Annotated in this window: 20 protein-coding genes and 1 rRNA gene; 18 read left to right on the forward strand and 3 right to left on the reverse strand. The window is 44.8% G+C overall.

Annotation, left to right across the window (positions count from 1 at the left end; genetic code table 11):
• Window positions 1–97: 97 nt before the first annotated feature.
• The 16 genes from MKY24_RS12220 (at window position 98) to MKY24_RS12295 (ending at window position 17814) form a co-directional block, all read left to right on the forward strand.
• A complete protein-coding gene (locus MKY24_RS12220; protein ID WP_179086223.1) occupies window positions 98–3046 on the forward strand; it encodes a glycoside hydrolase family 48 protein in 2949 nt (982 codons plus the stop codon).
• A 134-nt stretch (window positions 3047–3180) separates the two neighbouring features.
• Window positions 3181–3684 carry a ferritin gene (locus MKY24_RS12225; RefSeq protein ID WP_013310291.1) on the forward strand — a complete coding sequence of 168 codons (504 nt, stop codon included), beginning with the start codon at window positions 3181–3183 and terminating at the stop codon, window positions 3682–3684.
• A gap of 289 nt (window positions 3685–3973) precedes the next feature.
• Window positions 3974–4522, forward strand: a complete 549-nt coding sequence (locus MKY24_RS12230) for a GNAT family N-acetyltransferase (RefSeq protein ID WP_023988541.1) — start codon at window positions 3974–3976, stop codon at window positions 4520–4522.
• 57 nt (window positions 4523–4579) lie between these two features.
• The gene (locus MKY24_RS12235; RefSeq protein ID WP_339202100.1) at window positions 4580–5698 is read left to right on the forward strand and encodes an LLM class flavin-dependent oxidoreductase; all 1119 of its coding nucleotides are present in this window, start codon (window positions 4580–4582) and stop codon (window positions 5696–5698) included.
• A 216-nt stretch (window positions 5699–5914) separates the two neighbouring features.
• Complete coding sequence (locus MKY24_RS12240; RefSeq protein WP_339202103.1) at window positions 5915–7942, forward strand: S9 family peptidase; 2028 nt, start codon at window positions 5915–5917, stop codon at window positions 7940–7942.
• A gap of 112 nt (window positions 7943–8054) precedes the next feature.
• Window positions 8055–9158: a hypothetical protein gene (locus MKY24_RS12245; protein ID WP_068939444.1), complete on the forward strand. Its 1104-nt coding sequence runs from the start codon at window positions 8055–8057 to the stop codon at window positions 9156–9158.
• 178 nt (window positions 9159–9336) lie between these two features.
• On the forward strand, window positions 9337–10926 hold the full coding sequence (locus tag MKY24_RS12250; protein ID WP_053325411.1) for an AMP-binding protein: 1590 nt from the start codon (window positions 9337–9339) through the stop codon (window positions 10924–10926).
• 47 nt (window positions 10927–10973) lie between these two features.
• A complete protein-coding gene (locus MKY24_RS12255; protein ID WP_279836354.1) occupies window positions 10974–12206 on the forward strand; it encodes an aminopeptidase in 1233 nt (410 codons plus the stop codon).
• A gap of 230 nt (window positions 12207–12436) precedes the next feature.
• The gene (locus MKY24_RS12260) at window positions 12437–13027 is read left to right on the forward strand and encodes a TetR/AcrR family transcriptional regulator (protein WP_023988547.1); all 591 of its coding nucleotides are present in this window, start codon (window positions 12437–12439) and stop codon (window positions 13025–13027) included.
• 18 nt (window positions 13028–13045) lie between these two features.
• On the forward strand, window positions 13046–13672 hold the full coding sequence (locus MKY24_RS12265; RefSeq protein ID WP_023988548.1) for an HXXEE domain-containing protein: 627 nt from the start codon (window positions 13046–13048) through the stop codon (window positions 13670–13672).
• Between the two features lie 120 nt (window positions 13673–13792).
• Window positions 13793–14488, forward strand: coding sequence for a DUF4309 domain-containing protein (locus tag MKY24_RS12270; protein ID WP_053325412.1), 696 nt, complete (start codon window positions 13793–13795; stop codon window positions 14486–14488).
• A gap of 150 nt (window positions 14489–14638) precedes the next feature.
• A complete protein-coding gene (locus tag MKY24_RS12275; protein ID WP_023988550.1) occupies window positions 14639–15166 on the forward strand; it encodes a TetR/AcrR family transcriptional regulator in 528 nt (175 codons plus the stop codon).
• A gap of 213 nt (window positions 15167–15379) precedes the next feature.
• Entirely contained in the window at window positions 15380–15970 is a 591-nt protein-coding gene (locus MKY24_RS12280) for a sulfurtransferase TusA family protein (RefSeq protein ID WP_339202106.1), read from the forward strand.
• Window positions 15967–16482, forward strand: a complete 516-nt coding sequence (locus tag MKY24_RS12285) for a DsrE/DsrF/DrsH-like family protein (protein WP_023988552.1) — start codon at window positions 15967–15969, stop codon at window positions 16480–16482. Before MKY24_RS12280 ends, MKY24_RS12285 begins: the two co-directional genes overlap by 4 nt.
• 76 nt (window positions 16483–16558) lie before the next feature.
• Window positions 16559–16825 (forward strand): metal-sensitive transcriptional regulator, encoded by a 267-nt coding sequence (locus tag MKY24_RS12290; RefSeq protein ID WP_013310304.1) that lies wholly within the window; start codon window positions 16559–16561, stop codon window positions 16823–16825.
• A gap of 287 nt (window positions 16826–17112) precedes the next feature.
• On the forward strand, window positions 17113–17814 hold the full coding sequence (locus tag MKY24_RS12295; protein WP_023988553.1) for a DUF421 domain-containing protein: 702 nt from the start codon (window positions 17113–17115) through the stop codon (window positions 17812–17814).
• Between the two features lie 92 nt (window positions 17815–17906).
• Here the strand turns inward: MKY24_RS12295 and MKY24_RS12300 are convergent, their stop codons facing one another.
• From MKY24_RS12300 to MKY24_RS12310, 3 genes are read right to left on the reverse strand one after another with little or no spacing between them, the layout of a single operon-like run.
• The gene (locus MKY24_RS12300; RefSeq protein ID WP_053325413.1) at window positions 17907–19013 is read right to left on the reverse strand and encodes an endospore germination permease; all 1107 of its coding nucleotides are present in this window, start codon (window positions 19011–19013) and stop codon (window positions 17907–17909) included.
• Window positions 19014–19045: 32 nt separating this feature from the next.
• Window positions 19046–20248, reverse strand: a complete 1203-nt coding sequence (locus tag MKY24_RS12305; protein ID WP_023988555.1) for a Ger(x)C family spore germination protein — start codon at window positions 20246–20248, stop codon at window positions 19046–19048.
• 9 nt (window positions 20249–20257) lie between these two features.
• Window positions 20258–21877: a spore germination protein gene (locus MKY24_RS12310; protein WP_053325414.1), complete on the reverse strand. Its 1620-nt coding sequence runs from the start codon at window positions 21875–21877 to the stop codon at window positions 20258–20260.
• Between the two features lie 235 nt (window positions 21878–22112).
• Between MKY24_RS12310 and MKY24_RS12315 the strand changes: the two genes are divergently transcribed.
• Together MKY24_RS12315 and MKY24_RS12320 are read left to right on the forward strand one after the other, a co-directional pair.
• Window positions 22113–23273, forward strand: coding sequence for an aminotransferase class I/II-fold pyridoxal phosphate-dependent enzyme (locus MKY24_RS12315; RefSeq protein ID WP_023988557.1), 1161 nt, complete (start codon window positions 22113–22115; stop codon window positions 23271–23273).
• Window positions 23274–23736: 463 nt separating this feature from the next.
• Window positions 23737–25292 (forward strand): 16S ribosomal RNA (locus MKY24_RS12320).
• The last annotated feature ends 144 nt before the right edge of the window (window positions 25293–25436 follow it).

Genomic DNA, 25436 nt, shown 5'->3' on the forward strand with positions numbered 1-25436 from the left:
TTTCGGAATAAAATCTTGTGTAAAGCCAAAATTGATAATGGAGAGGATGAATGCAAAAGTGATCAGCAGAAAATCAGTGTTCAGGAAATCTGTCTCTATGGTCATGTCAGCCATTTTGGTACTTCCGTTAACCTTGGGCTTATTTCAGGCAGGACCCGACCGTGCATCAGCCGCAACACCGGAATCGACACGCTTTTTACAATTGTATAAACAGCTGAAGGATCCGGCTAGCGGATACTTTTCAAAAGAAGGCATCCCTTATCATTCCGTTGAAACGCTTATGAGCGAGGCTCCAGATTACGGACACTTAACGACTTCGGAAGCGTACAGCTACTGGATGTGGCTGGAAGTGCTGTATGGTCATTATACCGGGGATTGGGGGCATTTGGAATCCGCATGGGACAACATGGAGAAATATATCATTCCTGTTAATGAAGGCGACGGTAAGGAAGAGCAGCCGACAATGAGTAACTACAACCCGAACAGCCCCGCCACCTATGCCGCAGAATACTCACAGCCGGATCAATACCCAAGCCGTCTGAGTGGACAGTATGGTGGTGGCAAGGATCCACTGGACTCTGAGCTGAAGGCAACCTATGGCAACAACCAGACTTATCTGATGCACTGGTTGTTGGACGTGGATAATTGGTACGGCTTCGGAAATCTTCTGAATCCGTCGCATACAGCAGCCTATGTAAACACCTTCCAGCGCGGGGAACAGGAATCGGTCTGGGAGGCTGTACCACACCCATCGCAAGACAATCAAAAGTTTGGCAAGCCTAATGAAGGCTTTATGAGCTTGTTTACCAAGGAAAATAATGCCCCTGCACAGCAATGGCGTTACACGAATGCCACCGATGCAGATGCACGGGCAGTTCAAGCAATGTACTGGGCTAAGGAATTAGGATATGACAACTCCGTATATTTGGATAAAGCTAAAAAGATGGGAGACTTTTTGCGTTACGGCATGTACGATAAATACTTCCAGAAAACCGGAAGCGCTTCCAACGGAAGTCCAATTGCTGGTACGGGCAAGGATGCCAGTCTTTATCTGATGGCATGGTATACAGCCTGGGGCGGCGGACTTGGCCAAAGCGGCAACTGGGCTTGGCGTATTGGTGCCAGCCATGCACATCAGGGCTATCAAAATGTCGTCGCAGCGTATGCGTTGTCCGATCAAGATGGTGGATTAATACCGAATTCACCAACGGCGGGACAGGACTGGGCGACCTCGCTGAAGCGCCAACTGGAGTTTTATACTTGGCTGCAATCCGATGAGGGGGCCATTGCAGGCGGAGCGACGAATAGCTGGGATGGTGCCTACAAGGCTTATCCATCTGGCACAAGTACCTTTTATGGCATGGCTTATACAGGGGCTCCTGTATATAACGATCCACCGTCGAACAACTGGTTCGGGATGCAGGCTTGGCCTGTCGAGCGGGTTGCCGAGCTGTACTACATTTTAGCCAAGAAAGGGGATACTTCGTCCGAGCAGTTTAAAATGGCTAAACAAGTGACGGAAAACTGGATAGCGTGGTCCAAGAGCTATGTATTTGCCAACGAACGGCCTGTGACTGATGCACAGGGATACTATTTGGACGCTCAAGGCAAGCGTATTCTGGGTGGCAAGAATCCGAAAGTGGCTACTACAGTGGCTAAAGGTGAGTTCTGGCTACCGAGCAATCTGGAATGGAGCGGAAAGCCTGAAACCTGGAGCGGATTTGCCAATCATAAAGGGAATACCAATCTCCATGTGGTAACAAAGAATCCGGGGCAGGATGCCGGAGTGCTGGGCAGCTATGTTAAAGCACTTACTTTCTTTGCTGCTGGAACGAAAGCTGAAAAAGGAGACTATTCCGAGTTAGGCAAGGAAGCTAAGGATCTGTCTAAAGCTTTGCTTGATGCTGCATGGGGTTATAACGATGGTATAGGCATTACAACGAAGGAAGCGCGCGAGGATTATTATCGTTATTTTACCAAAGAAGTGTATATCCCGAGCGGCTGGAGTGGTAAGACTGGGCAAGGCAACACGATCCCTGGCACCGACGCTACACCGTCTGATCCGTCTAAAGGTGGTAATGGTACGTATTCCAGCTACAGCGATATCCGCCCTAATATCACCAAAGATCCGCAATGGTCCTATCTTAAAGATAAATACACGACTTCTTGGAACAAGCAGACCAAAAAATGGGATAAAGGCGCTCCAGAATTTACGTATCACCGTTTCTGGTCCCAAGTTGATATGGCAACGGCTTATGCCGAGTATGACCGTCTCATTAACGGTAGTGGACCAACCGAGCCTACAGCTCCCAAAGCTCCGGCAAATGTGAAGGCAAACGCGGGGGATGCTCAGGTTACACTGACCTGGAGCAAAGCGACGGGTGCCGATAGCTATACAGTCAAGCGCTCGACAACCAGTGGTGGCCCTTATACCACAGTAGCAACGGTAACAGACAGCACTTACAAGGATACAGGAGTGGTGAATGAAACCACTTATTATTATGTGGCAAGTGCAACAAATTCTTTAGGAACCAGCCCGGATTCTGCCGAGGTCAGTGCCAAGCCTACGGCAGCACCCATTCCAGCAACGGGAGATGTGATTGCCCAATACCGCGTGGGCGACACAAACCCGGGAGATAATCAAATTCGGCCACTGTTCCGTATTGTAAACAAGGGTAAAGAAGCAGTTGATCTGAAAAATGTCAAGCTGCGATACTACTACACCGTAGATGGCGACAAGTCACAGGAATTCCATTGTGACTATGCACAGTTGGGCAGTAGTAACGTTCAGGGACGTTTTGTGAAACTGGATAAGGCCGTTACAGGCGCAGATTATTATCTGGAAATCTCCTTTGGAGCTGGTGCGGGAAGTCTGGCAGCAGGGGAAAACACAGGGGACATTCAGATTCGCATGAACAAGACGGACTGGAGCAACTATAACGAAAGTGATGATTTTTCCTATGATCCAACCAAGACATCTTATACGGATTGGGGCAAAGCACCATTGTATATAAATGACAAACGTGTCTGGGGTCTGGAGCCTTGATTGTAAACTAATTGTAGAGATTACGGGCGGAATGTGAGATCATTTAATTCACTTCCGTCCGTTTTTTTGTGATCGGATTCGTGGTACACTATGATCGTTACATTATTACATACATGACCGAGGTGACCTGAGACATGAATGACAATTTGGCACAGGCTCTGAATGAGCAAATGAACTTTGAATTTTACTCCGCTCACGTATATCTGGCGATGGCTGCTTATTGCTCCAGTGAAAGTCTGGATGGGTTTGCAAACTTCTTCCTGGTACAAGCTGAGGAGGAACGGTTTCATGCCATGAAACTGTATAAATACATTAATGACCGTAGAGGACGCGCCACATTGGCTGCATTGCCGGAGCCAAAAAACAGCTACGATTCCATGCTGGACGTATTTGAGCATGGCTACAAGCATGAGCAGCAAAACACGCAAAAATTTTATCATCTGGCTGACTTGGCCCTCGATGGACGCGAGCATGCAACGATCCATTTCCTGAAATGGTTTATTGATGAGCAAGTCGAAGAGGAAGCTCTGTTCGACAGTGTTATCCAGAAGCTTAAGCGCATTGAAAGAGACAGCAACGCCTTTTATATGCTGGACAGCGAGTTTGCCAAACGCAGCTTTACTGCCCCTGCGGAGTAATACAACATACATGGTGTGTTTTGAATGCCGGAGATATGGCCAGCATTTTATTCGTCTAGAAAGTAAAAAAGCCCGATTTTCGGGCTTTTTTGCGTTGACTTTAATTAACGAATTCCCATCTTTCTAGGGGCTATTGTTATTTTAAATGGAGTTATAGAAAAAATTAATTTGTCGCTGGATGGTGAGCATGCTACAGTTATGTTAACTTTTATATCTCATTAAGTAGATAGGATTAATTATTTTGGTGATTCACGAGCATTATAATAACACTATAGGGAGGCGGGTTAGTATGAGTGAAATCTATCGTCTGGCACTCCAAGAGGATGCAGAAAGATTGCAGTATGTGACGTATGAGGCGTATGAAACAATTCGGCAGTTGGAGCTTCGATGGCCTGCCGCTCAGGCAGATGTTGCTCTCATTCAAGAAAACATTAAAAATAATGATTGCTATGTGCTGGAAGTAGACGGTGTCATTCAGGCTACCGTTAGCCATCTCAAAAATAGAGCCCTTAATTTTATAACCGATCTACCGTTTGTGATGTGGTTTGCTGTAGACCCGGCTGCCCAGGGCAAAGGATATGGGAAAAAACTGCTGAATTGGGTAGAGCAAACGATTATTCGTGACAAGGTCGGTGCTCCTGCTGTGACACTGGCGACTGCGGAAAAGCATCCCTATTTGCTATCCATGTATGAGCGTTGGGGGTATGAACGTATCCATGCTTTTGACCATGGAACAGGGGACGGGACGATGCATTTACTGCGTAAAGTGGTGAATCCTGAATTATTCTCCACCTACATTCGTGAAAAAAATGAAGCCGAGACAGCTAACCGAAATTAGACGCGATCATAGGGAACGGACGAAGCCGATTCGTTCGCAGAAGGGGGGCAGGAGCGAATGAAGTTTGTATTGTTCAGCCTAATGGCTAATCTGCCTAATGCGATTACCGGAGAAGCCTGGAGTTCGCAGCAAAAATTCCAAAATGTAATTAAGCAGGCTGTGCTCGCAGAGGAGCTTGGTTTTGATGCGTATGGTGTGGGGGAACGGCATGGTACGCCTTTTTTGTCGTCTTCACCTCCACTCGTTCTGACCGCTATAGCAGCGAGAACTGAACGGATTCGTCTGCTGACGATGGTAACGGTGCTTAGTATACTTGACCCAATACGCGTAGCTGAGGATTATGCGACATTAGATCATTTATCGGGCGGAAGATTAGAACTGATTATCGGAAAAGGCAATGATCCACGCCATTACCCGTTGTTTGGAATTACGGAGGAAGAGCAGTGGGAATCGTTAGCAGAACGCTATCGTCTGCTCAAACGGCTATGGAGCGAGGAAGAGGTTACGTGGAAGGGCAACTATCGGCCCCCGCTGTATCAGGTCACGACACAGCCACGCCCGTATCAACAGCAAATTCCGATATGGCATGGAAGTGCCTCCAGTACATTATCGACGGAGCTGGCTGCACAATATGGAGAGCCGTTATTTTCCTCAAATTCTTTCCATCCTCAGGCCAAGTATAAAGGCTTAATTGATCATTACCGTGAACGGCTCGCTTATTACGGTCATGATCCTGCTCAAGCCGTAATTGGTGCCGGAGCCGGGAGCTTGTATCTGGCGGATACAGACGAGGAAGCGATCAGACGCTATCGCCCGTATTATGATGCTTACCACTCGACGACGGCGGCTCAACATAATCAATCCCCGTTTACAAATTTGGAGGACAATATCCGCAACGGTCCAGTTCTGATTGGTTCTGCGGACAGCGTTCTCGAAAAAATACGGAACTATTATACTGCGTTCGGCCATCAGGTACTCAGCATAAGCGTGGATGGGCTGGGAGAGCAGGAGCAGCTTGAACAGCTGCATCGGTTTGCCGAGGATATCATTCCTGTGCTGCGGCGAGAGATTCCCAGCACTATTTGGCAGCAGGTGCCGAACCTACACAAAGAAAATGGATCACTGGCTGCTATTCCTAATGGGGCTCCCTCCATTTCTCCTATTTTCCAATTGTGATTGATGAATAACGTTACCCTCTCTCATGAAAGCAACCGAAGTAGCGGTGTTTTCGGGTCGATAGCGACTGAGAGAGGGTCTTTTTAGTTTTAGACAAATTGACAGAGATAAATAAAAAGAGTAACGTAATTGTATATTCATTTAAATCGCATAAAATTAATCGGATTAATTAAAATTTAAAGATGTGGAATCTAATGATATAAAGGAGGAATTTTTTTGAGCGACTCACAATCTAGTACGACCAAGCGCTGTATAACAGCCGAGGATTTATATCGACTCCACTGGGTTAGCGATCCAGCTATTCATCCTATTAGTGGTGAAATCGCTTACGTAGAACAGTATATTAATAAAGAGTGGACAGATTATAACTCAGGAATTTGGCTATTATCGTCCGAAGGCGCTAGCGCATTACCCTTTACATACGGACCGAAAGATGAAACGCCTGTCTGGTCACCAGATGGATCACAACTAGCTTTTCTCCGTACAACAGACGGCAAGCGCCAGGTGTGGATTATTCCAGAACGCGGAGGGGAGGCACGACAGCTTACACACGTAGAGAACAATGTTCGTTCATTAGCCTGGTCTCCTGATGGGACTTGCATATCGTTTGTAGCTAAAACGGCCGAGAACCCGTCAAGCCCTACATCCGATGGAGGAACTCAGGAGGCACAACTTAAGGGACGAGTCGTTAATCGAACGAAAGCTAAATCCGACGGATATGGACTGTGGGATGATACTCGTGATCACTTGTATGTAACTGATGTGACTTCGGGGCACACAGTTCAACTGACTTCCGGCGCTTATGATGTGGCGGAGCCTGTGTGGTCACCGGATGGTCAACGTATTTTATTCGTCGCCAGAATAGCAGAGCATTCGAAAGAGGATACGGATTTACGTAAGCAGAATGATTTGTTTACGATAGCTCCTGCAACTTCAAATGGTGATGCAGCAGCACCGCTTAAGCTGACCCATTCTGAACTGCACATCGAGAGTGCTGCTTATTCTCCTGACGGTTCAACGATTGCCTTTTACGGTCATGATCGACATGCCAAAGGCGCTACTCAGACCCGACTGTACACGGTTCCTTCCAGTGGGGGGACGGCAGTATGCGTTAGTGAGACGCTTGACGCTCACCTCGGTAATGCGGGTATGAGCGACATGCGTTCACATCTTCATATAGGACCACCACGCTTCAGTGCCGACGGTCAATCCCTGTATACGCTGGTAACCCTTGAAGGAAATGTACACGTATATCAGTTTACGCTTGATGGAACTTTTAAAATTTTAACGCAAGGAGAACGGGAAATTTACCAATTCGAACTTACTTCGGATGAGCGGCATATCATTGCGGCTTCCACCGATGTTTCTTTACCAGGCGATTTGTTCCGGGTTGCGATCCATTCAGGAACTGAGGAACGGCTGACACGAGTGAATGACTCTCTGTTTGATGAGATTGAGATCAGTGTGCCTGAGAGCTTCTGGACTGAGGTTGAGGATGGACGACGGGTGCAGGGATGGGTGATGAAGCCTGCTGGGTTTAAGGAGGGGGTATCCTATCCTGCTATTTTGGAGATTCACGGTGGTCCTCATGCCATGTATTCCAATTCTTTTTTTCATGAATTTCAGTTGCTGGCCGCTCAGGGGTATACAGTCATCTACACGAATCCGGGAGGAAGCCGAGGGTATGGACAGTCTTTCACCAATGTCGTCCTTGGAGATTACGGCGGACGCGATTACACCGATCTGCTGAGCGCAGTGGACGAGGCTATACGTCAATTTCCATTCATTCATCCGGAAAGGCTGGGTGTAACAGGAGGCAGCTATGGTGGCTTTATGACAAACTGGATTGTCGGCCATACCGATCGTTTCCGCGCAGCTGTGACCCAGCGCTCCATATCTAACTGGCTGTCCATGTATGGAGTGAGTGACATAGGGTACTCGTTTACTGAAGATGAAGTCGGCGGGAATCCGTGGGAGGATTGCGAGCTTTTGTGGAGGCAATCTCCGCTGGCTTATGTGCAGCAAATCAACACACCGCTGCTCATATTACACGGGGAGCAGGATCTGCGATGTCCTATAGAGCAGGGAGAGCAGCTGTTTACAGCATTACGTCGCTTGGGGAAACCTACGCAATTTGTCCGTTTTCCAGCTTCAAGTCACGAGCTTTCACGAAAAGGGCACCCGCAGCTTCGCGTGGAACGACTGCAACGTATTACCAATTGGTTTGCCCAACACGAATTATAAGTAAATCGATTTCTTGTATTAATGTAAAAATGTCAGGTCCTAACCATAGGACTTGGCATTTTTAGTATGCCTTGCTACAATTCTCTCAACCTCATACAAAAGGAGATATATAATGGCCGAGCCCTTAAAAAATATGTACACGGAGAATTTTCTTCAACTATTCGGTGAAAAAGTACAGTCTGCGTACAGGCCGTTCGATACCAACGGATTCATCCATCAAGTGATGGATGAAAAATGGGATGAACTGGAGCTAAAAGAACGAATACGACGTATTTCGTTAACATTAGGGGCATTTTTGCCCAGTAAATATGAAGAAGCTCTGGATATTCTTTTTGCTATAGACGAGCATTGCAGTGGTTTTCCATACTTGTTTTTCCCCGATTTTGTGGAGGTGTATGGGCAGGGAGAAGAGCATTGGGAACTGTCCATGAAGGCACTGGAGCGGTTCACCTCTAAGTCCTCTGCGGAGTTCGCCGTGAGACCCTTCCTTCTGCGTGAACCGGAACGGATGATGCGGCAGATGACGACCTGGGCCGGACAACAAAGTGAACACGTCCGCCGACTTGCCAGCGAAGGCTGTCGTCCACGGCTACCCTGGGGACAGGCGTTGCCTGTGTTTAAACGCGATCCTGCTCCAGTATTGGCCGTATTGGAACTACTGAAGGCCGATCCATCACTGTATGTACGTAAAAGTGTAGCCAACAACCTGAACGATATTGCCAAGGATCATCCTGATGTGGTCATTGCCACGGCTCAACGGTGGAAAGGAACACATCCTGACACCGACTGGATTGTGCGTCATGGCTGTCGGACCCTGATTCGCAAATCCATCCCCGAAGTGATGGCAATGTTCGGCTATGCGGATGAAACAGACGGGGCGCCGTTAGTCACGGGAGCCTCTTTCACCACAGACCCTGCCATGCTAAAGCTTGGTGATAGCTGTGAGTTGAGCTACGCGCTTCAGCTTCGTGAAGGTGACCCGGTACGAGTCCGCATCGAGTACGGCATCGACTTTGTGAAGGCGAGAGGACAAGTCTCACGTAAACTGTTTTTGCTATCTGACAAAACGGTCCCTGGAGGAACCCATCTTACAGGTACACGGACACACCGTTTTGCAGACCTGACCACTCGTCGCCATTATGCGGGAGCGCACCGGATTGCACTGCTCGTAAACGGTCAGGAAGCGACTTCTACAGTGGTAGAACTCCAGTTGTAAATCACGATAGTAGTGAAGAAAAAGAGCCTGTAATTAGGCTCTTTCTTTTTGTCGTTCGCTTTACAAAATTTATTTTTTTCCAAAAAAAATGATTCTGGTATTAGAACCTGGTACTAAGACGTGTTATACTACAGTAAGAAAGTGGATCTCATCTTATGTATAAAGGGGAAGGTATAATTTGACAGATCAACAACAATGGCTTGCGCCTGAATATTACAATATGACTTCGGAAATGGAACACCATGATGCTGGTAAAACCGCACTCAAGTGGCTGAGTGAGACAGGAGAATACGAAGAAATCACCTATGGAGAGCTGTTGAAAAAGGCTAACCGACTGGCTGGAGGACTCGCAAATCTGGGATTTAACAAAGGTGACAGAGTTCTGGTCGTAGTACCACGGCGTATTATTGCGTATGTAATTTATCTGGCCTGCTTGAAACTTGGGCTTGCTGTCATTCCATCTTCAGAAATGCTACGTGCCAAGGATATTGCATTTCGTCTTCGCCATTCAGAAGCGCGCGCAGTCATTGCCTGGACCGGAGTAACAAGCGAAGTGGACAAAATAAATGATGATTTGCCTGCTCTGGATTATCGCATCGTGGTCTCCGGGGACGACACGGCAGATGTATCTGGCTGGCTCGTGCTGAATGAGCTGATGGATGGACAGGAAGATACTTTTGAAGCTGTGAAGACGCACCGTGACGACATGGCCATTCTGGCCTATACTTCCGGCACCACGGGAAATCCTAAAGGTGTTGTACATAGCCATGGCTGGGGATATGCCCATCTGCGGATAACATCACCATGGTTGGATATTCGAGCTTCAGACGTAGTATGGGCTACAGCTGCACCAGGATGGCAAAAGTGGATTTGGAGTCCGTTTTTATCTGTACTGGGGAATGGAGCGACCGGATTCGTATATAATGGTCCGTTTCGTCCGGGTCGCTATTTGCAGTTCATACAGCAGTACGGAATCCAAGTGTTGTGCTGTACGCCGACAGAATACCGGATTATGGCGAAAACGGATGGTTTGGATCAATATGATCTATCCCAATTGCGCAGCGCAGTTTCTGCGGGAGAGCCTCTCAATCAGGAGGTCATTAATAAGTTTCAGGAGCAGTTCAACATTACGATTCGTGACGGCTACGGTCAAACAGAGAGCACATTAATTATTGGTAATTTAAAGGATGCACCTCTGCGCACAGGCTCGATGGGCAAATCTATTGCACCGGGACTCGTTGAGGTCGTAGACGAGGAGGGCATTCCGCTGGCTTCGGGGCAAGTGGGGGATATTGCAGTGCGTGCCGATCTGCCGGCATTATTCCATACGTATTACCATGATCCAGAACGCAAATTAGCTAGTGTCCACGGAGATTATTTTGTTACGGGAGACCGGGCTCGCAAAGACGAGGATGGATATTTCTGGTTCGAAGGACGTGGTGATGATATCATTATCAGTTCTGGCTATACTATTGGTCCTTTTGAAGTAGAGGAAGCGCTTATGAAGCATGACTCCGTGCAGGAATGTGCTGCCGTAGCCAGCCCTGACGAAATCCGTGGACATGTTGTAAAAGCTTTTGTCGTACTCAAAGCTGGGGTAGAAGGATCACCAGCGTTAGTGAAGGAACTGCAACATCATGTGAAAACATGGACGGCACCTTATAAATATCCACGAAAAATAGAGTTTATTCAAGAGCTTCCTAAAACCAGCTCGGGTAAAATACGAAGAGTGGAGCTACGTGAACTGGAGAAGCAGTCCGTACTGTAGTGATGAAATCATTCAATATAATCAAAACGGAACAGGAGCGTGGAAAAATGAGTACATTTGAATCATTGTTGGAGCAATACGCAGAACTGGTCGTAAGAGTAGGGGTTAACATTCAGCCCGGACAGGCGTTTTTGGTAACTGCACCACTGGAAACTGTTGAGTTTACACGCCTGATTGTCAGCAAAGCCTATGAAGCAGGCGCTAAATATGTACAGGTAGAGTTCGAGGATGATTCCATTACACGTAGTCGTTTTGAACATGGTGACGAAGCCAGCTTTGATTACTACCCTACTTGGAAGGCAGAAATGATGGAGAAATTTGCCGAAGAGGGTGGAGCCACACTAACGATTAAAGTGCCGAACCCGGATTTATATCAAGGCATTGATCCACAAAAGGTATCTCGTGCGACTAAGGCGGCAGCTACGGCGAGAGAAGGTTTTTCCAAATATACCCGAAATCATAAAATTAGCTGGTGTTTGATTAAAGCGCCGACGAAGGCTTGGGCCGATAAAGTATTTGCAGATGTAGCAGAAGAGGATCGTATACGTGTCATGTGGGATACAATCTTCCAAATGAACCGTGTAGATGGCTCTGATCCTATTCAGAATTGGCAGAAACATTTGAAAAACCTTGAACAGGTACAAGACAAGCTGAATCATAAAAAGTATAAAAGCCTCCATTATCGTGCACCAGGAACAGATTTGAGAATTGAACTGGCTGACGGTCATATTTGGCGCAGCGGTGGTGGTGAGAACGAGCACGGAGATTATTTTGTCGCGAATATGCCGACAGAAGAAGTGTTCACGATGCCTAAGCGTACAGGTGTGAATGGTCATGTCACAAGTACCATGCCACTCAATTTAAATGGACAACTGGTGGATCGCATAACGTTTACCTTTAAGGACGGTAAAGTCACTGAATATACAGCAGAATCCGGCGAGCAGCATCTGACTCATTTGCTCGCTACGGATAAAGGGGCCAGCTATTTGGGAGAAGTTGCACTGGTGCCGCACGATTCACCGATTTCCAATCTCAATCGCATTTTTTACAATACAGGTATCGACGAAAATGCCTCCTGCCACTTGGCTCTAGGCAGTGCGTATCCATTTAATATGGAAAATGGCACACAAATGAACCGGGAGGAGCTGCTCCAGAACGGTGCCAATGTCAGCCTGACTCATGTTGACTTCATGATCGGCTCAGCTGAGCTGGATATTGACGGCGAACTGCAAGACGGAAGTAAAGAAGCCGTGTTCCGCAAAGGAAATTGGGCCATTTAGGCCTTTTCTCAATCTCCATTCAATCGACCCGCAAACGATCTCATTCGTTATGCGGGTTTTTCTATTCCCTAAATCTCAAATTGCTCCTTGTTTTGTGAAATATAAAGTGCTAAACTGAGTTCAAACAGTAATTTAAACAACGTTTTAATTATTGTTTGAAAAGTCATTTACATAAAATCGTCCCATTTCATTCATCCGTTATGATTGGACGAAACAGGAGGAGGAAAAACATGAATCACCCAGACAAAAAACAACAAACCAAAGAAAAAATCTTAGACGCTACGCTGGAATTTATTCAAAAGGAAGGTTTTGAAGCGGTTACAATCAGAAAAATTGCCGACCTATCTGCTACTAATATTTCTTTAGTTAATTATTATTTTGGCTCCAAGGAAAATCTGCTCAGTGAAGCTATTGAAGTGATATTAAATGGCTTTCAGCACACCTTTTCTATTTTGGACAATACAGCGATGCCCCCCCAAGATAGACTGAAACAATTTTTACTTAACTATCTACAGGTCATTCGTCAATATCCAGAGCTTCTTTCGCGAATTATTGCCATGGGCAGCACGCCCTTTACATCTCAACAGGAATACGGAAGGTTTTTAAACATCATGGGATTTCCAAAGGTTCAGAGCACGATCAAGGAGCTGACAGGTGAGCAACAGCCGGAGCGCTTGTTAGCGATGATGCTTCAAATATTTGGAGCTATTTTTCTGCCTGCACTGATGAGTCCGATTCTTGAATCAGGGGCAGTTGTGGAAATACCTTCAATAGAGGAACAATTAAATCTGCTGTTCGAAAGATATTTTGATCAAAAATAAATCATAGGGGTGACTAATATGAATTTTTTAAGAAAATATTGGCAAGATGCAGGGGCTATAATCGGTGTGGTTGTATGTATTGTTTTACTTATGAATCCAGCTATCCTTTCGGATATAACAGGCATGTTATGGTTGAGTTTTGTAGCTATATTATTTCATCAATTTGAGGAGTACCGCTGGCCTGGATATTTTGCTGGTTTATTTAACAATGTTATGTTTAAAAGTGATACACCGGATCATTACCCCTTAAACACTCAATCAGCGATGATTATCAATGTGGCAATTGCCTACGTGTTTTATCTGCTCCCCGTATGGTTCCCGCAAGTAGTCTGGCTTGGACTCGCACCAATTTTTATGGGATTCTTTCAGGTCGTTTGGCACGGTATCGTTGTCAATATTAAAGCAAAAACCTTATATAATCCTGGCTTGTTTACGGCACTTCTCCTGCATGTTCCAGTCGGAATCTGGTATATTCATGAAATAGTACAGCGAGACATCCCAACGGCAATAGACTGGATTGCGGGTACGATCTACTTTGTTTTTGCTGTATACATCTTCATCATTAAAGGGAATATATGGTTGAAGAAGAGTGACTCTCCTTACTCCTTTTCTAAACAACAGCTGGGAGCTTACGGTCGTAAATAGGGTATGTTAGAAAATCATCAATGTCCTTGTTTACAAGTTGGATACAAGTAGAGGTATTCTGGAAACGAGGTTCGGTTACACTTGCTTTGTACCCATGAACAAGGAAAGAGTGATCTTATAATGAAGCATACACATCAATCTCATGATCGTAAAAAGTTGGCTTGCAAGCTAATCACCACTAGTGCTTTCTTGGCTATAGGTTTTGCTGTGATGACAGGATGCAGCAATAGCGGGGAAGCAAAATCAACTGCTCCTACTAAAGCAGAAACAGTCACACCACCTGCTAGTTCTACAGATCAAAACACGGATCCCAATACTAATGGGCAAGGCTCAACCTCTACCCATCAAGAACCTGCCAGTAGTACAGCTTCATCTCACAGTAAACACAGCTCCGCAGCCGCTATATTCAGCGCAGCCAAGCAGGGGACCTTACCGAATTTGCCTAAAGGTCTTGGCTTGGGAACTAGCAGCGATCTGTTATTTGAGCTGTGGGGGAAATCCGAGTCAGGTTCTACAGGTCCTATGAGAAGCTACGCTAAGGATCATACAGACATCGTGCTGGATGGAAGCGATAAAGTTACAGAAATCACATCTTCCGATCCAGACTATAAGAAGTTGCTTATCAAACAAGTTGTTGACGAATTGGGCCAACCTACGGAAACCGTTGACACCTCTAGAGACATACCTGACACAGCAGAAGCTAATTATACGATCAATAACACATCAGGACTTAGTTATTATTTAGTATTTTCCTATCAAACCAAAACGCAAAAGGTCAATTATATCCGATTATATTTTAACTCTAAGACGCCATAATTGGATGTATATAACAGAGTCGTTTCCGTCAGAATTGCGGAAGCGACTTTGTTCAAACTCATTGCATTTTTAGGTTATGTCGTTTATACTGATTTGTAATTGATTAATCACTAATCAGAAAACTGTGCTAAATAAAAGGATGAAAAAAACATGGCTAAAGCTACGTCAACATCTATAAATCGCCAAAAGGAAATCATATCTGCTGCCATTGAAGTGTTTGCAGAGATGGGCTACTACCGAGCTACAACAGCCAAAGTTGCGGAACGGGCCAATATTTCTCAGCCTTATGTCTTTCGTTTTTTCGCTACCAAGGAAGCGTTGCTTGTTGAAGCCCTGAAGGTTTCATTTGCACGTATCATAGACTCTTTTCACAGAGTCATTCATTCGGCCTCATCTGAACAGCTCGAGCAAGAGCTAATTGCAGCCTATTCGCAAATTATGATGGAATACCGCAATGAAACACTTTTGCAAATGCAGGCGCAGACGATCCGCGAGGATGAGATTGTAAGCGTGATGCAGCAAGGATTCCGTGAAATTCATACGACGGTTTATGATGCTTTCCGACGGGCAGGTATTGAACAAGCAATGGAAAGAACGATGCTTTTTCTCGCCAGAGGTATGCTGTGTAATATTTCGATGTCGCTGGATCTACCAGAACTGATGAAAAAAGACGATTAATTTTGGTTTATGTATTAGAGTCGCGTTTTTGCGCGGCTTTTTTTGCTTTTAATTTTATTTTGTTCAAGACATGATTTCATTTGCTTCTGAGAAAAAACGGCCAAATAAGTTGACAAGAGAAGCGAGTCTCGTTATTCTAATACCCATAGGGGTATATGTATAAAGAAATTTAACTAAACTAAGTCCCCTCAAAAAACAGGCGGAGGTTATAGAATGTCATCAACTAACAATATCCAAGCAGATCATATTCTTGATTGCAAAGGGCTAGCTTGTCCTATGCCTATTGTAAAAACAAAAAAGGCTATGAATGAGCTCGTTCCCGGAAAGATTATAGAGGTTCAGGCGACTGACAAAGGTTCATTAGCCGATTTTCAGAGCTGGGCTAAAAACACCGGACATCAATATTTGGGCACCCTCCAAGAAGGAGATGTAATGCGACATTATTTACGAAAAGCAAATCCGGCTGAAGTGAAGAAGGAGCAAATATTTTCTTCTACGATAAGCCATGAAGAGCTACAAGCAAAATGTTCTGGAAAAGAGAACTTCATTTTGCTTGATGTTCGTGAACCCGCTGAATTTGCGCTTAAACATATCCCTGGATCTAAGCACATCCCTCTTGGCGAACTGGAGAACAGACTTTCTGAGCTGAACTTGGAAGAAGAGATCGCAGTGATTTGCCGAGCTGGAGCACGCAGTGAAATGGCTTGTCAGTTCTTAGTTTCCAAAGGCGCTAAAAAAGTCAAATCTGTGCTTTCAGGCATATCCGAATGGGCTGGAGAAACTAAGGGAAGCGAATCCATATGAGTACAACAGCAGGAATTTATACAAATAATCAAGAACATGCTCAGTCCAAAACAACGATTGTATTATTCAGCGGGGAGCTGGATAAGGCGATTGCTGCATTCATTATTGCGAATGGAGCGGCAGCATATGATCATGAAGTAACTATTTTCTTTACTTTTTGGGGGCTAAATACGCTGCGCAAGGATGAAATCGTGAGCACCAATAAGGGAATGCTCGAAAAAGCCTTTGGCTGGATCATGCCTCGTGGACCCAAAAAGCTTGCACTATCCAAAATGAATTTTGCCGGACTCGGTCCACAGATGATCAAGCATGTCATGAAAAAGCACAATGCGCTTTCCTTGCCGCAGCTTATAGAGTTGGCACGAGAGCAGGGGATCAAGCTCGTCGCCTGTACCATGACCATGGATTTGTTAGGACTGCAGCAAGAAGAGCTAATCGACGGTTTGGAATATGCTGGAGTAGCCGCCTACTTGGGGGATGCTTCGCAGGGGAAGGTGAATCTATTTATTTAGGGTATCCTATTTATTTTTTTGGTTTATAATATACCTATACGTGTATATGGTAAGTCAAAAAAGGAGTGCATTACTTATGGATTACAATTACAGTGATGAACTGAAAACGCGCCTGAGGAGGATTGAGGGACAGGTACGTGGGGTACTTCGTTTAATGGATGAAGGTAAATCGTGCAAAGACGTCGTTAGCCAGTTATCTGCCGTACGTAACGCATCAGATAAAGCGATTGCCCAAATTGTAGCAGAGAATCTGCAACGATGTATATTGGAAGAGCAAGAGGCAGGAGGAGACACGGATAAGCTGGTTAAAGAAGCGATTCAGCTTCTTGTGAAAAGTAGATAATCATGTCTCCAGAGTCCATGCTAGCGGGCAATGATGTTACTATGTACAAAATTATGGGGGCTGGCATATTGCCTTTACCCAGCCACATATATTGGACGTTGTTAAGAAGTTTTTTGATAAACATCTGAAAGATTAAGATTATATACTAGCCATAATTAAAGTTCGCTGCCTCTAGTTGGTAGCGGGCTTTTTTAATCGGACATTTTAGGAATAACCCTCTGTTTATGCTGAGGTAGACAGGTGTAAATAACACATAAGGAAAACAACTTCTTCCGGGAGGCCTATTTATGGAGGTATTTGTTACGATTGGTGTCAAATTGATCATCAGCTTTTTTGGCTTGTGGATCATTACTTTTATTACAGGTCGAAAAACACTCAGTCAGTTAACACCACTTGATTTCCTAACATCATTGGTGTTAAGCGAAATTGTGGGAAATACGTTATATGACGATAAGGTGACCATTGGGCAGCTTTTATTTGCTTTGGCACTATGGTGCGCGCTGGCCTACTTTTTTGAAAAGGCGACGACCCGTTTTGTGAAATTTGGATATATGGCAGAAGGTCGAACAGTGCTACTCGTGGATAAGGGCCAGGTCAATCAAGAGATGCTTGAAAAATATGATATAGAATTTACCCAGCTGCTCTCCATGCTACGCCAGCAAAATATTTTTTCTCTTCGTGAGGTCTGGTACGCCACGTTAGAAACGAATGGTTCATTGTCAGTCATGCGCAAACCCGAATACGAGCCACCCGCCGCTCAGGATATGGGAATAGATGCACAGCCTGACCTTTTTTCTGTTACAGTCATTGATAAAGGAAAGCTCCTGAACGAATCTATGCGTGGGAAGTCAATCGATATTGAAGAGATTAAAGTAAAGGTGCGCGAGCAGGGATATGATAGTATCGACGAAATCGCCTACGCAGAGTTTAGCGAGGATGGAACACTTCACATCGTGCCGATGAAAGAGAAAAAGCATCATAAAATTTGAATGATAGGCTACTACAGTTCTGCGCTTCTTACCGTGTATGGTGTAGCTACTGAGATAGAGGCAGAACTTTGGGGTATTGAACTACCATCTTCTCATGAAGAGGACTGTTTATTTGTCTTTTTTCTTCTTTTAATAATAATAACTGTAAACAGAAACAAAGGGAGTACAATCTGAAAAATAGGGAACCAAGTATTAATTACAATTTTTCGACCGATTACCATGTGATGAGTAAAGTTAGGGGACAAAGAAGAAAGCCCATAAATAAGTGCTGCAAGGGGGAAAATCCACTTTTTAAATCCGACTCCAGTTATTTTTTCAAGTCCTATCACGGCGCCATTAAAAAATAAGGACATTTTGATGATCAATCCAAGAAAAAGAAGCAAGGTGAAAAGGGCATCCATTCGTTCGAACACATCCGCCAATTCAATCAACTGAACGGCTTCCAACAGAGGAAGTGTACTATCTACGGCGATCTTAGGTCCGAGAACAAAAATATTCAATTGATTGATAAATATCAGAGAAAGGGCGGTAATACTATAGGCAAAGATCACAGTTTTTGTGAGATTCCGGTCTTTATGTACAAGCGGATAAAATACAAGAAATAATACAATCTGTCCGAATGGAAAGGAGATAAGCTCAGGAATAGCGGCTTTAAAAATGGGTTTCCATCCTTCCTCTAGAATCGGAAGAGAATTTTCAAAGTGAAAGAGACCGGTTGCCGGAATTAGTATAGTAATTATAGTATATCCAAGTACAAAAAAAGGGAAAAGGAATAAGGAAAATAGGAACAATACTTTGTATCCGTAACGAATCGTATTGGATACAACCATGATTGTGATCAACATGATGAGCCACAAGGGGGTTTGGCGTAGCAAAGCCAGGACTGTCACCTCGCCTAAATCGCGTAAGCTCCGAGAAGCTTCATATGTGAAGTACATCACAAAAAGCAGGTTAATCGTTGTACCCACATATTTTCCTATGTAACGGCGAAACAACATGAACAAATCTAATTCAGGGTCTTGATGATGGATAGCAAGATGGAGCATTAACAGAAGTAGTCCTGCTAAGGCGCCTATCAACATGACTAACCAAGCATCTTGCTTTGCTTCAGCTCCCATTAAAAACAAAGTTGTACTTCCAACTTCAAACAAAGACATACAAATGATCAGCTCTGATACTCGGATTGAATTTTGACGCATTGCTTCAATTCACCTCTGCCTGTTTATTCCATTCATTTCAATAGCTCGTTAAAAGACTCTCCAAATAATCCTGGACGTGCAAGTTTCATTTTTACATTTATTTTTATATCCATGTTTGCTAACTCCTTAGGCCACGTTTCCTTTATTTTTTTCCAGTCTTTTGGGTTCTTCTGATGAATTTTATTCCCAATACCAATAAGGTCGATATTATTTTGCTGTAAGGCTTTCCAGCCTTCCCGGATTTGCAACTCGATAATTTCTGCTGCTTGCTTCTGCAATTGGTCTATACTTTGCATATTTTTCATTTCTCTTTGCGAAGAGGCTGACAAAAGATCTCCGGTAGTTTTAACGTCAACGTTTAGGTAAAAATGATTTAAGTTCTTTATTGGCGTAATCTTAACCTTGGCCTTCCGGATGAGGAAAGCAGCCGTAGCATTCCCATCCACATAGTTTATAGTGGTGTTTTTAATCTGGTTGTTTAACCATGAAACCCCTATACTTTCCTTTTCATTTAGGTGTCCGACTCTCTTGTCTTTCCGGAAAATGCTTAGGCCCGACAACTTAAGTTTACTTTTAGCGGATGTTTCTTTGAACACATCAACAGAATCTAGTTTCTCCGGCTCGGAGCCCTCAAGAGATATTTCTGGAACTCCGGCTGCACCACTATCGGAGCTAATTTTCGAAATAAATTCATACATAGATACGGATGGATAAATCGATCCATATCTTCTGTTTTTTTCTATAATATTTTCTAAAGCTTGACCGGGAATTTTCTCTGGTGGTACAAGCTTTTTTAAATAATCACGAGCCTCTCCGTTGGCAATAAATACTTTTACAGTTTCCCGTGAATCAAGGTTACGGAGGTAAATATCAATAATTTCTTCAATGCCTTGTTCTGCTGCTTTTTTTCCAATAACGATTACATTATTTTGAGCAAAATACAATTTACGTGGGTATTCCAGACTACTCTTCGTAACGGTCTCTCTTAGTGTTTTTCCATGTGTAGAAAAAGTATGTACAGCGCTTTGCGATGCCCCCGTGGAAGAACCACCTGAGCCAGTCGTCATAGCTGATGGAATGATGATTTGATAAGTATTGATCCAGTCGCCTTGATGTCCATCAATTCCAGTTGCTGTTGTGATGCCTAATTCATTCAATTCTGTTCGATCCACGCACCCTGTAAGTAATAATCCTGCAATACACAGAACGTAACTAACTCTAAATTGGCTCACCATTGATCTCTCCTATTTTTCGGTATCAGACTTGTCATCATTTCTAATTTCATCTGAAATGGCAGGGTATTGGTGAGTTGCCTGTCTGGTTTTGTTGGAAGCTGATTTTCCATTTGGTCTTGTTTTCATAGCCCACCACGGTACTCTAATGACAAGATCCTTCATATTGGACTTAAAGGAGGGGCTGTAGGGCATAAAATAATCAACTCCAAATGATTTGAGTGATACAAGATGAACTAAAAGGGGGATAAGCGCTATCAGAATACCGAATAAGCCCAGAGCCCCCGCTATTAGCATAAGAGCAAACCGCAACAATCGGACTGCTGAAGCCAAGGTGACATATGGGATCACAAAGTTCGATATAGCTGTGAAGGCAACAACGATTACCATTGCACCTGAGACCAGTCCGGCTTGCACCGCTGCCTGCCCGATAACTAGAGCTCCTACGATGGAAACGGCTGGCCCGATGACCCTAGGCATTCGCACACCGGCTTCACGAATTACTTCAAACATCAATTCCATCATTAATGCTTCCAATAATGCGGGAAAAGGAGTTCCTTCCCGTTGAGCCATCAGTGTAATTAACAGCGTGGTAGGGATCATTTCCTGTTGAAAAGTCGTCAGGGCTATAAATAGAGAAGGGAGCAACAAAGTGATTAAAAAAGATACCACACGAAGAGCCCTTAAAAAAGATGAAATGTCATATCTCTGGTAGTAGTCTTCAGCCGTCTGAAAGAAATTAAAGAAGGTTACAGGTGCAATCAGAGCAAATGGCGTCCCATCAATCAGAACAGCTACTTGTCCGTCTAAAAGGCTTCCTGCGACTGTATCCGGACGCTCTGAGTTCAGCATGGTGGGAAAGAGACTAAGTGGTTCATCCTGTATGAATTCTTCTATGTAGCCACTTTCAAGTATACTGTCTGTATCAATGGATTGAAGCCGTTTAGTAATTTCATGCACGACTTCTGGATTAGCGACACCTTCAATGTAAGCTAATATAACTTTAGTTTGTGTATATCGCCCAATAATATGACTTTCAAACTTAAGGTCAGGTGTCCGCAATTTTCTTCTAATCAGTGTGATGTTGGTTGAGACATCCTCCGTAAATCCTTCTTTAGGACCCCGAACTACGGTTTGAGTACTGGGTTCCTGAATAGCTCGTCTTACTCCGCCGGCGATGGAAACTGTCAGGGCATATGTACTTCCATCGATAGCAATGACAGCATTACCGGAGAGGATGGATTGATAAATTTCATTTTGCGAGTGTATCATTTGAATATTTCCTGACGGGATTGTTCTCTTTATTAGCGAAACTGCGGTATTTTCTTCAAGCTTAAAAGAAGCTGCGAAGACCGGCTCTGTAATTAAGCCCTCCATTAAATCGGAAAGCAAGTTTTGGTCAATCAGCCCCTCGATATAACAAACGGCGAGATGTCCAGCATGGACAGGACTTTCGGAAAAATCACGAATGATAAAATCAGAGCTTTGTCCGAGTTTTAATTTTAGTATTGATAGAGTATATGCTAATGATGGATTTATGGGTTCTGAAGAGGCCTGCTGTTTAGATTTTTCGATATCCTGTGTGTACCTTTTTCCAGGTTTCAGAACATTTCTAATCCAACGTGTCAACACAAGTGAACCCCCTCTTTATTGATAAAGCATATCTTTGCCCTGCACCCCAAAAATATACGCTATTTTTATGAATTGGATATTTAGTGAAAGACATTTGGAAGCCTCATAATTATCCGAATTTCGCAAATCAACCAGCATAGGGTCTAGAAGAGTTTGACGTATAGAATATTTGAGTCCCGGATTGAGGAGACTACCTCTTATAGGTTTGAAATTTTTTAGAAAGTGGTGATCAGGTTTGAGTTTCTCGGATGATCAGCTTATCTGTCTCCGATTTGAGGACGAACTAGGGTATTTTGCTAAGGCTGCTGCTCCTCCTATTTATGAGACTGCTCCATTTTTCTTTGATACTTACGAAGATTATGCTGAAGCGGCTAATAATGAAAAGGAGCATTATGTCTATTCGAGGGGAACCAATCCTACCGTTCAGATTGCAGAGCAAATGATTGCTGCGCTGGAAGGTGGGGCGGATTGCAAGTGCTTTGCTTCCGGAATGGCTGCTATCAGTGCCTCTCTAATGTGTAGCTTATCCGCAGGGGACCATCTGATTCTGGTCGGACACATATATGAAACCTCCGTCAGCCTAGCCCAATATTTAAAGAGGTTCCATATAGACTATACAATCGTACATTCGACTTCTACGGAAGCAGTTGCTGATGCCATCAAATCGCAGACCCGTGCTATTCTTATGGAGTCTCCTACCTCATTCACATTCGATATGGTAAATATTCAGGAGGTAACTTGGCTTTCCAAAGCAAAGGGTATACGTACAATCATAGATAATTCATGGGCTACACCCCTTTTCCAAAAACCATTGGAATGGGGCGTAGATATCGTTGTTCACTCCGCATCCAAGTACTTGGGTGGTCATAATGATTTAATTGCAGGGGCAGTGATCGCTTCTAAAGAGATAATAAACCGTATGTATGCTGAAGAGTATGAGTTGATTGGCGGCTCGTTAGCTCCTTTTGAAGCCTGGCTACTCATTCGGGGTCTAAGAACACTTCCGCTCCGTATGGAAGCCCATCAAAGGAATGCTCTGTTGGTTGCTCGTTTTCTATCAGATCATCCGTCCATTTCCAAAGTGAATCATCCCGGACTTCCTTCTCATCCACAACATAAGCTGGCATGTAGACAGCTCAAAGGGTATGCTGGATTATTCAGTTTTGAACTAAAGGATTCGACTTATGAGGATATATGTAGAGTGATCAATAAACTGCGACTGATCCGGATCGGTGTATCTTGGGGGTCTATGGAGAGCCAGGTGATCTCACCAAACTACGGCTTCAATAAGCAGAGTCTAAAAAAACAACACATGCCTGAATCGCTTATCCGCCTGGCTGTAGGGCATGAGCCTGCTGAACTTTTGATACAGGATTTGGCTACAGCTTTAAGCTAAGCGAACATTTCAGTATTTTATCTAAAAAAGCGAAAGCAGCGGCTCCTCCAATACATAAAGAGCACCTGCTTTTCTGATTTATGACGTTTATACCTGATCAACTTTGCAGTTTAAGTAGGAGATAAGAGAGCATTGGTTGCTCCAGGTAAATTACCGTGTGTTGGAGTGTTTTAATAAAAACTACAACGTGTAGAAATACAAATTAGCAAACTGGGAAATATTACAACTTGCCTGATAGGTATACACGTGATAAATTATATATCCAGCCAGTTAAACGGCTGTTGATTTGATCTTTGAAAACTGAACAACGAGTGAGTACGGATTTTGTTTACAAAATCCAACGCTGAAATTTTGGTACATGCCATCGGGCTGTATAAAATGGAAGCAAACAAGAGATATTTTTATCTCGTCAGTTTCAAAATGAGCTTATCGCTCTTTTCTATAAACCAGCTTCGGTTGGTCTTTAATGGAGAGTTTGATCCTGGCTCAGGACGAACGCTGGCGGCGTGCCTAATACATGCAAGTCGAGCGGGGTTGTTTAGAAGCTTGCTTCTAAACAACCTAGCGGCGGACGGGTGAGTAACACGTAGGCAACCTGCCCACAAGACAGGGATAACTACCGGAAACGGTAGCTAATACCCGATACATCCTTTTCCTGCATGGGAGAAGGAGGAAAGACGGAGCAATCTGTCACTTGTGGATGGGCCTGCGGCGCATTAGCTAGTTGGTGGGGTAAAGGCCTACCAAGGCGACGATGCGTAGCCGACCTGAGAGGGTGATCGGCCACACTGGGACTGAGACACGGCCCAGACTCCTACGGGAGGCAGCAGTAGGGAATCTTCCGCAATGGGCGAAAGCCTGACGGAGCAACGCCGCGTGAGTGATGAAGGTTTTCGGATCGTAAAGCTCTGTTGCCAGGGAAGAACGTCTTGTAGAGTAACTGCTACAAGAGTGACGGTACCTGAGAAGAAAGCCCCGGCTAACTACGTGCCAGCAGCCGCGGTAATACGTAGGGGGCAAGCGTTGTCCGGAATTATTGGGCGTAAAGCGCGCGCAGGCGGCTCTTTAAGTCTGGTGTTTAATCCCGAGGCTCAACTTCGGGTCGCACTGGAAACTGGGGAGCTTGAGTGCAGAAGAGGAGAGTGGAATTCCACGTGTAGCGGTGAAATGCGTAGATATGTGGAGGAACACCAGTGGCGAAGGCGACTCTCTGGGCTGTAACTGACGCTGAGGCGCGAAAGCGTGGGGAGCAAACAGGATTAGATACCCTGGTAGTCCACGCCGTAAACGATGAATGCTAGGTGTTAGGGGTTTCGATACCCTTGGTGCCGAAGTTAACACATTAAGCATTCCGCCTGGGGAGTACGGTCGCAAGACTGAAACTCAAAGGAATTGACGGGGACCCGCACAAGCAGTGGAGTATGTGGTTTAATTCGAAGCAACGCGAAGAACCTTACCAGGTCTTGACATCCCTCTGACCGGTCTAGAGATAGACCTTTCCTTCGGGACAGAGGAGACAGGTGGTGCATGGTTGTCGTCAGCTCGTGTCGTGAGATGTTGGGTTAAGTCCCGCAACGAGCGCAACCCTTATGCTTAGTTGCCAGCAGGTCAAGCTGGGCACTCTAAGCAGACTGCCGGTGACAAACCGGAGGAAGGTGGGGATGACGTCAAATCATCATGCCCCTTATGACCTGGGCTACACACGTACTACAATGGCCGGTACAACGGGAAGCGAAATCGCGAGGTGGAGCCAATCCTAGAAAAGCCGGTCTCAGTTCGGATTGTAGGCTGCAACTCGCCTACATGAAGTCGGAATTGCTAGTAATCGCGGATCAGCATGCCGCGGTGAATACGTTCCCGGGTCTTGTACACACCGCCCGTCACACCACGAGAGTTTACAACACCCGAAGTCGGTGGGGTAACCCGCAAGGGAGCCAGCCGCCGAAGGTGGGGTAGATGATTGGGGTGAAGTCGTAACAAGGTAGCCGTATCGGAAGGTGCGGCTGGATCACCTCCTTTCTATGGAGAATCGTTTCCTGCAATGGAAACATTCAAATCAGCAGGTACAATGTACCTGCGACCGGGTATTCAATTTGGTTCATCACGTTCGTGTGAATGAAATGAATATCCTTAACTTACTCACTCGTTGCTCAGTTTTGAGAG

The organism is Paenibacillus sp. FSL P2-0322 (assembly GCF_037975315.1).
Classification (GTDB): domain Bacteria; phylum Bacillota; class Bacilli; order Paenibacillales; family Paenibacillaceae; genus Paenibacillus; species Paenibacillus polymyxa_B.

What these genes read in the sequence shown, in the direction of transcription:
- MKY24_RS12225 (WP_013310291.1), top strand. Translation starts at nt 3,181, where the DNA reads ATGAATGACAATTTGGCACAGGCTCTGAATGAGCAAATGAACTTTGAA.
- MKY24_RS12295 (WP_023988553.1), top strand. Translation starts at nt 17,113, where the DNA reads ATGGAGGTATTTGTTACGATTGGTGTCAAATTGATCATCAGCTTTTTT.
- MKY24_RS12265 (WP_023988548.1), top strand. Translation starts at nt 13,046, where the DNA reads ATGAATTTTTTAAGAAAATATTGGCAAGATGCAGGGGCTATAATCGGT.
- MKY24_RS12285 (WP_023988552.1), top strand. Translation starts at nt 15,967, where the DNA reads ATGAGTACAACAGCAGGAATTTATACAAATAATCAAGAACATGCTCAG.
- MKY24_RS12230 (WP_023988541.1), top strand. Translation starts at nt 3,974, where the DNA reads ATGAGTGAAATCTATCGTCTGGCACTCCAAGAGGATGCAGAAAGATTG.
- MKY24_RS12220 (WP_179086223.1), top strand. Translation starts at nt 98, where the DNA reads ATGGTCATGTCAGCCATTTTGGTACTTCCGTTAACCTTGGGCTTATTT.
- MKY24_RS12270 (WP_053325412.1), top strand. Translation starts at nt 13,793, where the DNA reads ATGAAGCATACACATCAATCTCATGATCGTAAAAAGTTGGCTTGCAAG.
- MKY24_RS12305 (WP_023988555.1), bottom strand. Translation starts at nt 20,248, where the DNA reads ATGGTGAGCCAATTTAGAGTTAGTTACGTTCTGTGTATTGCAGGATTA.
- MKY24_RS12280 (WP_339202106.1), top strand. Translation starts at nt 15,380, where the DNA reads ATGTCATCAACTAACAATATCCAAGCAGATCATATTCTTGATTGCAAA.
- MKY24_RS12255 (WP_279836354.1), top strand. Translation starts at nt 10,974, where the DNA reads ATGAGTACATTTGAATCATTGTTGGAGCAATACGCAGAACTGGTCGTA.
- MKY24_RS12290 (WP_013310304.1), top strand. Translation starts at nt 16,559, where the DNA reads ATGGATTACAATTACAGTGATGAACTGAAAACGCGCCTGAGGAGGATT.
- MKY24_RS12300 (WP_053325413.1), bottom strand. Translation starts at nt 19,013, where the DNA reads ATGCGTCAAAATTCAATCCGAGTATCAGAGCTGATCATTTGTATGTCT.
- MKY24_RS12245 (WP_068939444.1), top strand. Translation starts at nt 8,055, where the DNA reads ATGGCCGAGCCCTTAAAAAATATGTACACGGAGAATTTTCTTCAACTA.
- MKY24_RS12275 (WP_023988550.1), top strand. Translation starts at nt 14,639, where the DNA reads ATGGCTAAAGCTACGTCAACATCTATAAATCGCCAAAAGGAAATCATA.
- MKY24_RS12260 (WP_023988547.1), top strand. Translation starts at nt 12,437, where the DNA reads ATGAATCACCCAGACAAAAAACAACAAACCAAAGAAAAAATCTTAGAC.
- MKY24_RS12235 (WP_339202100.1), top strand. Translation starts at nt 4,580, where the DNA reads ATGAAGTTTGTATTGTTCAGCCTAATGGCTAATCTGCCTAATGCGATT.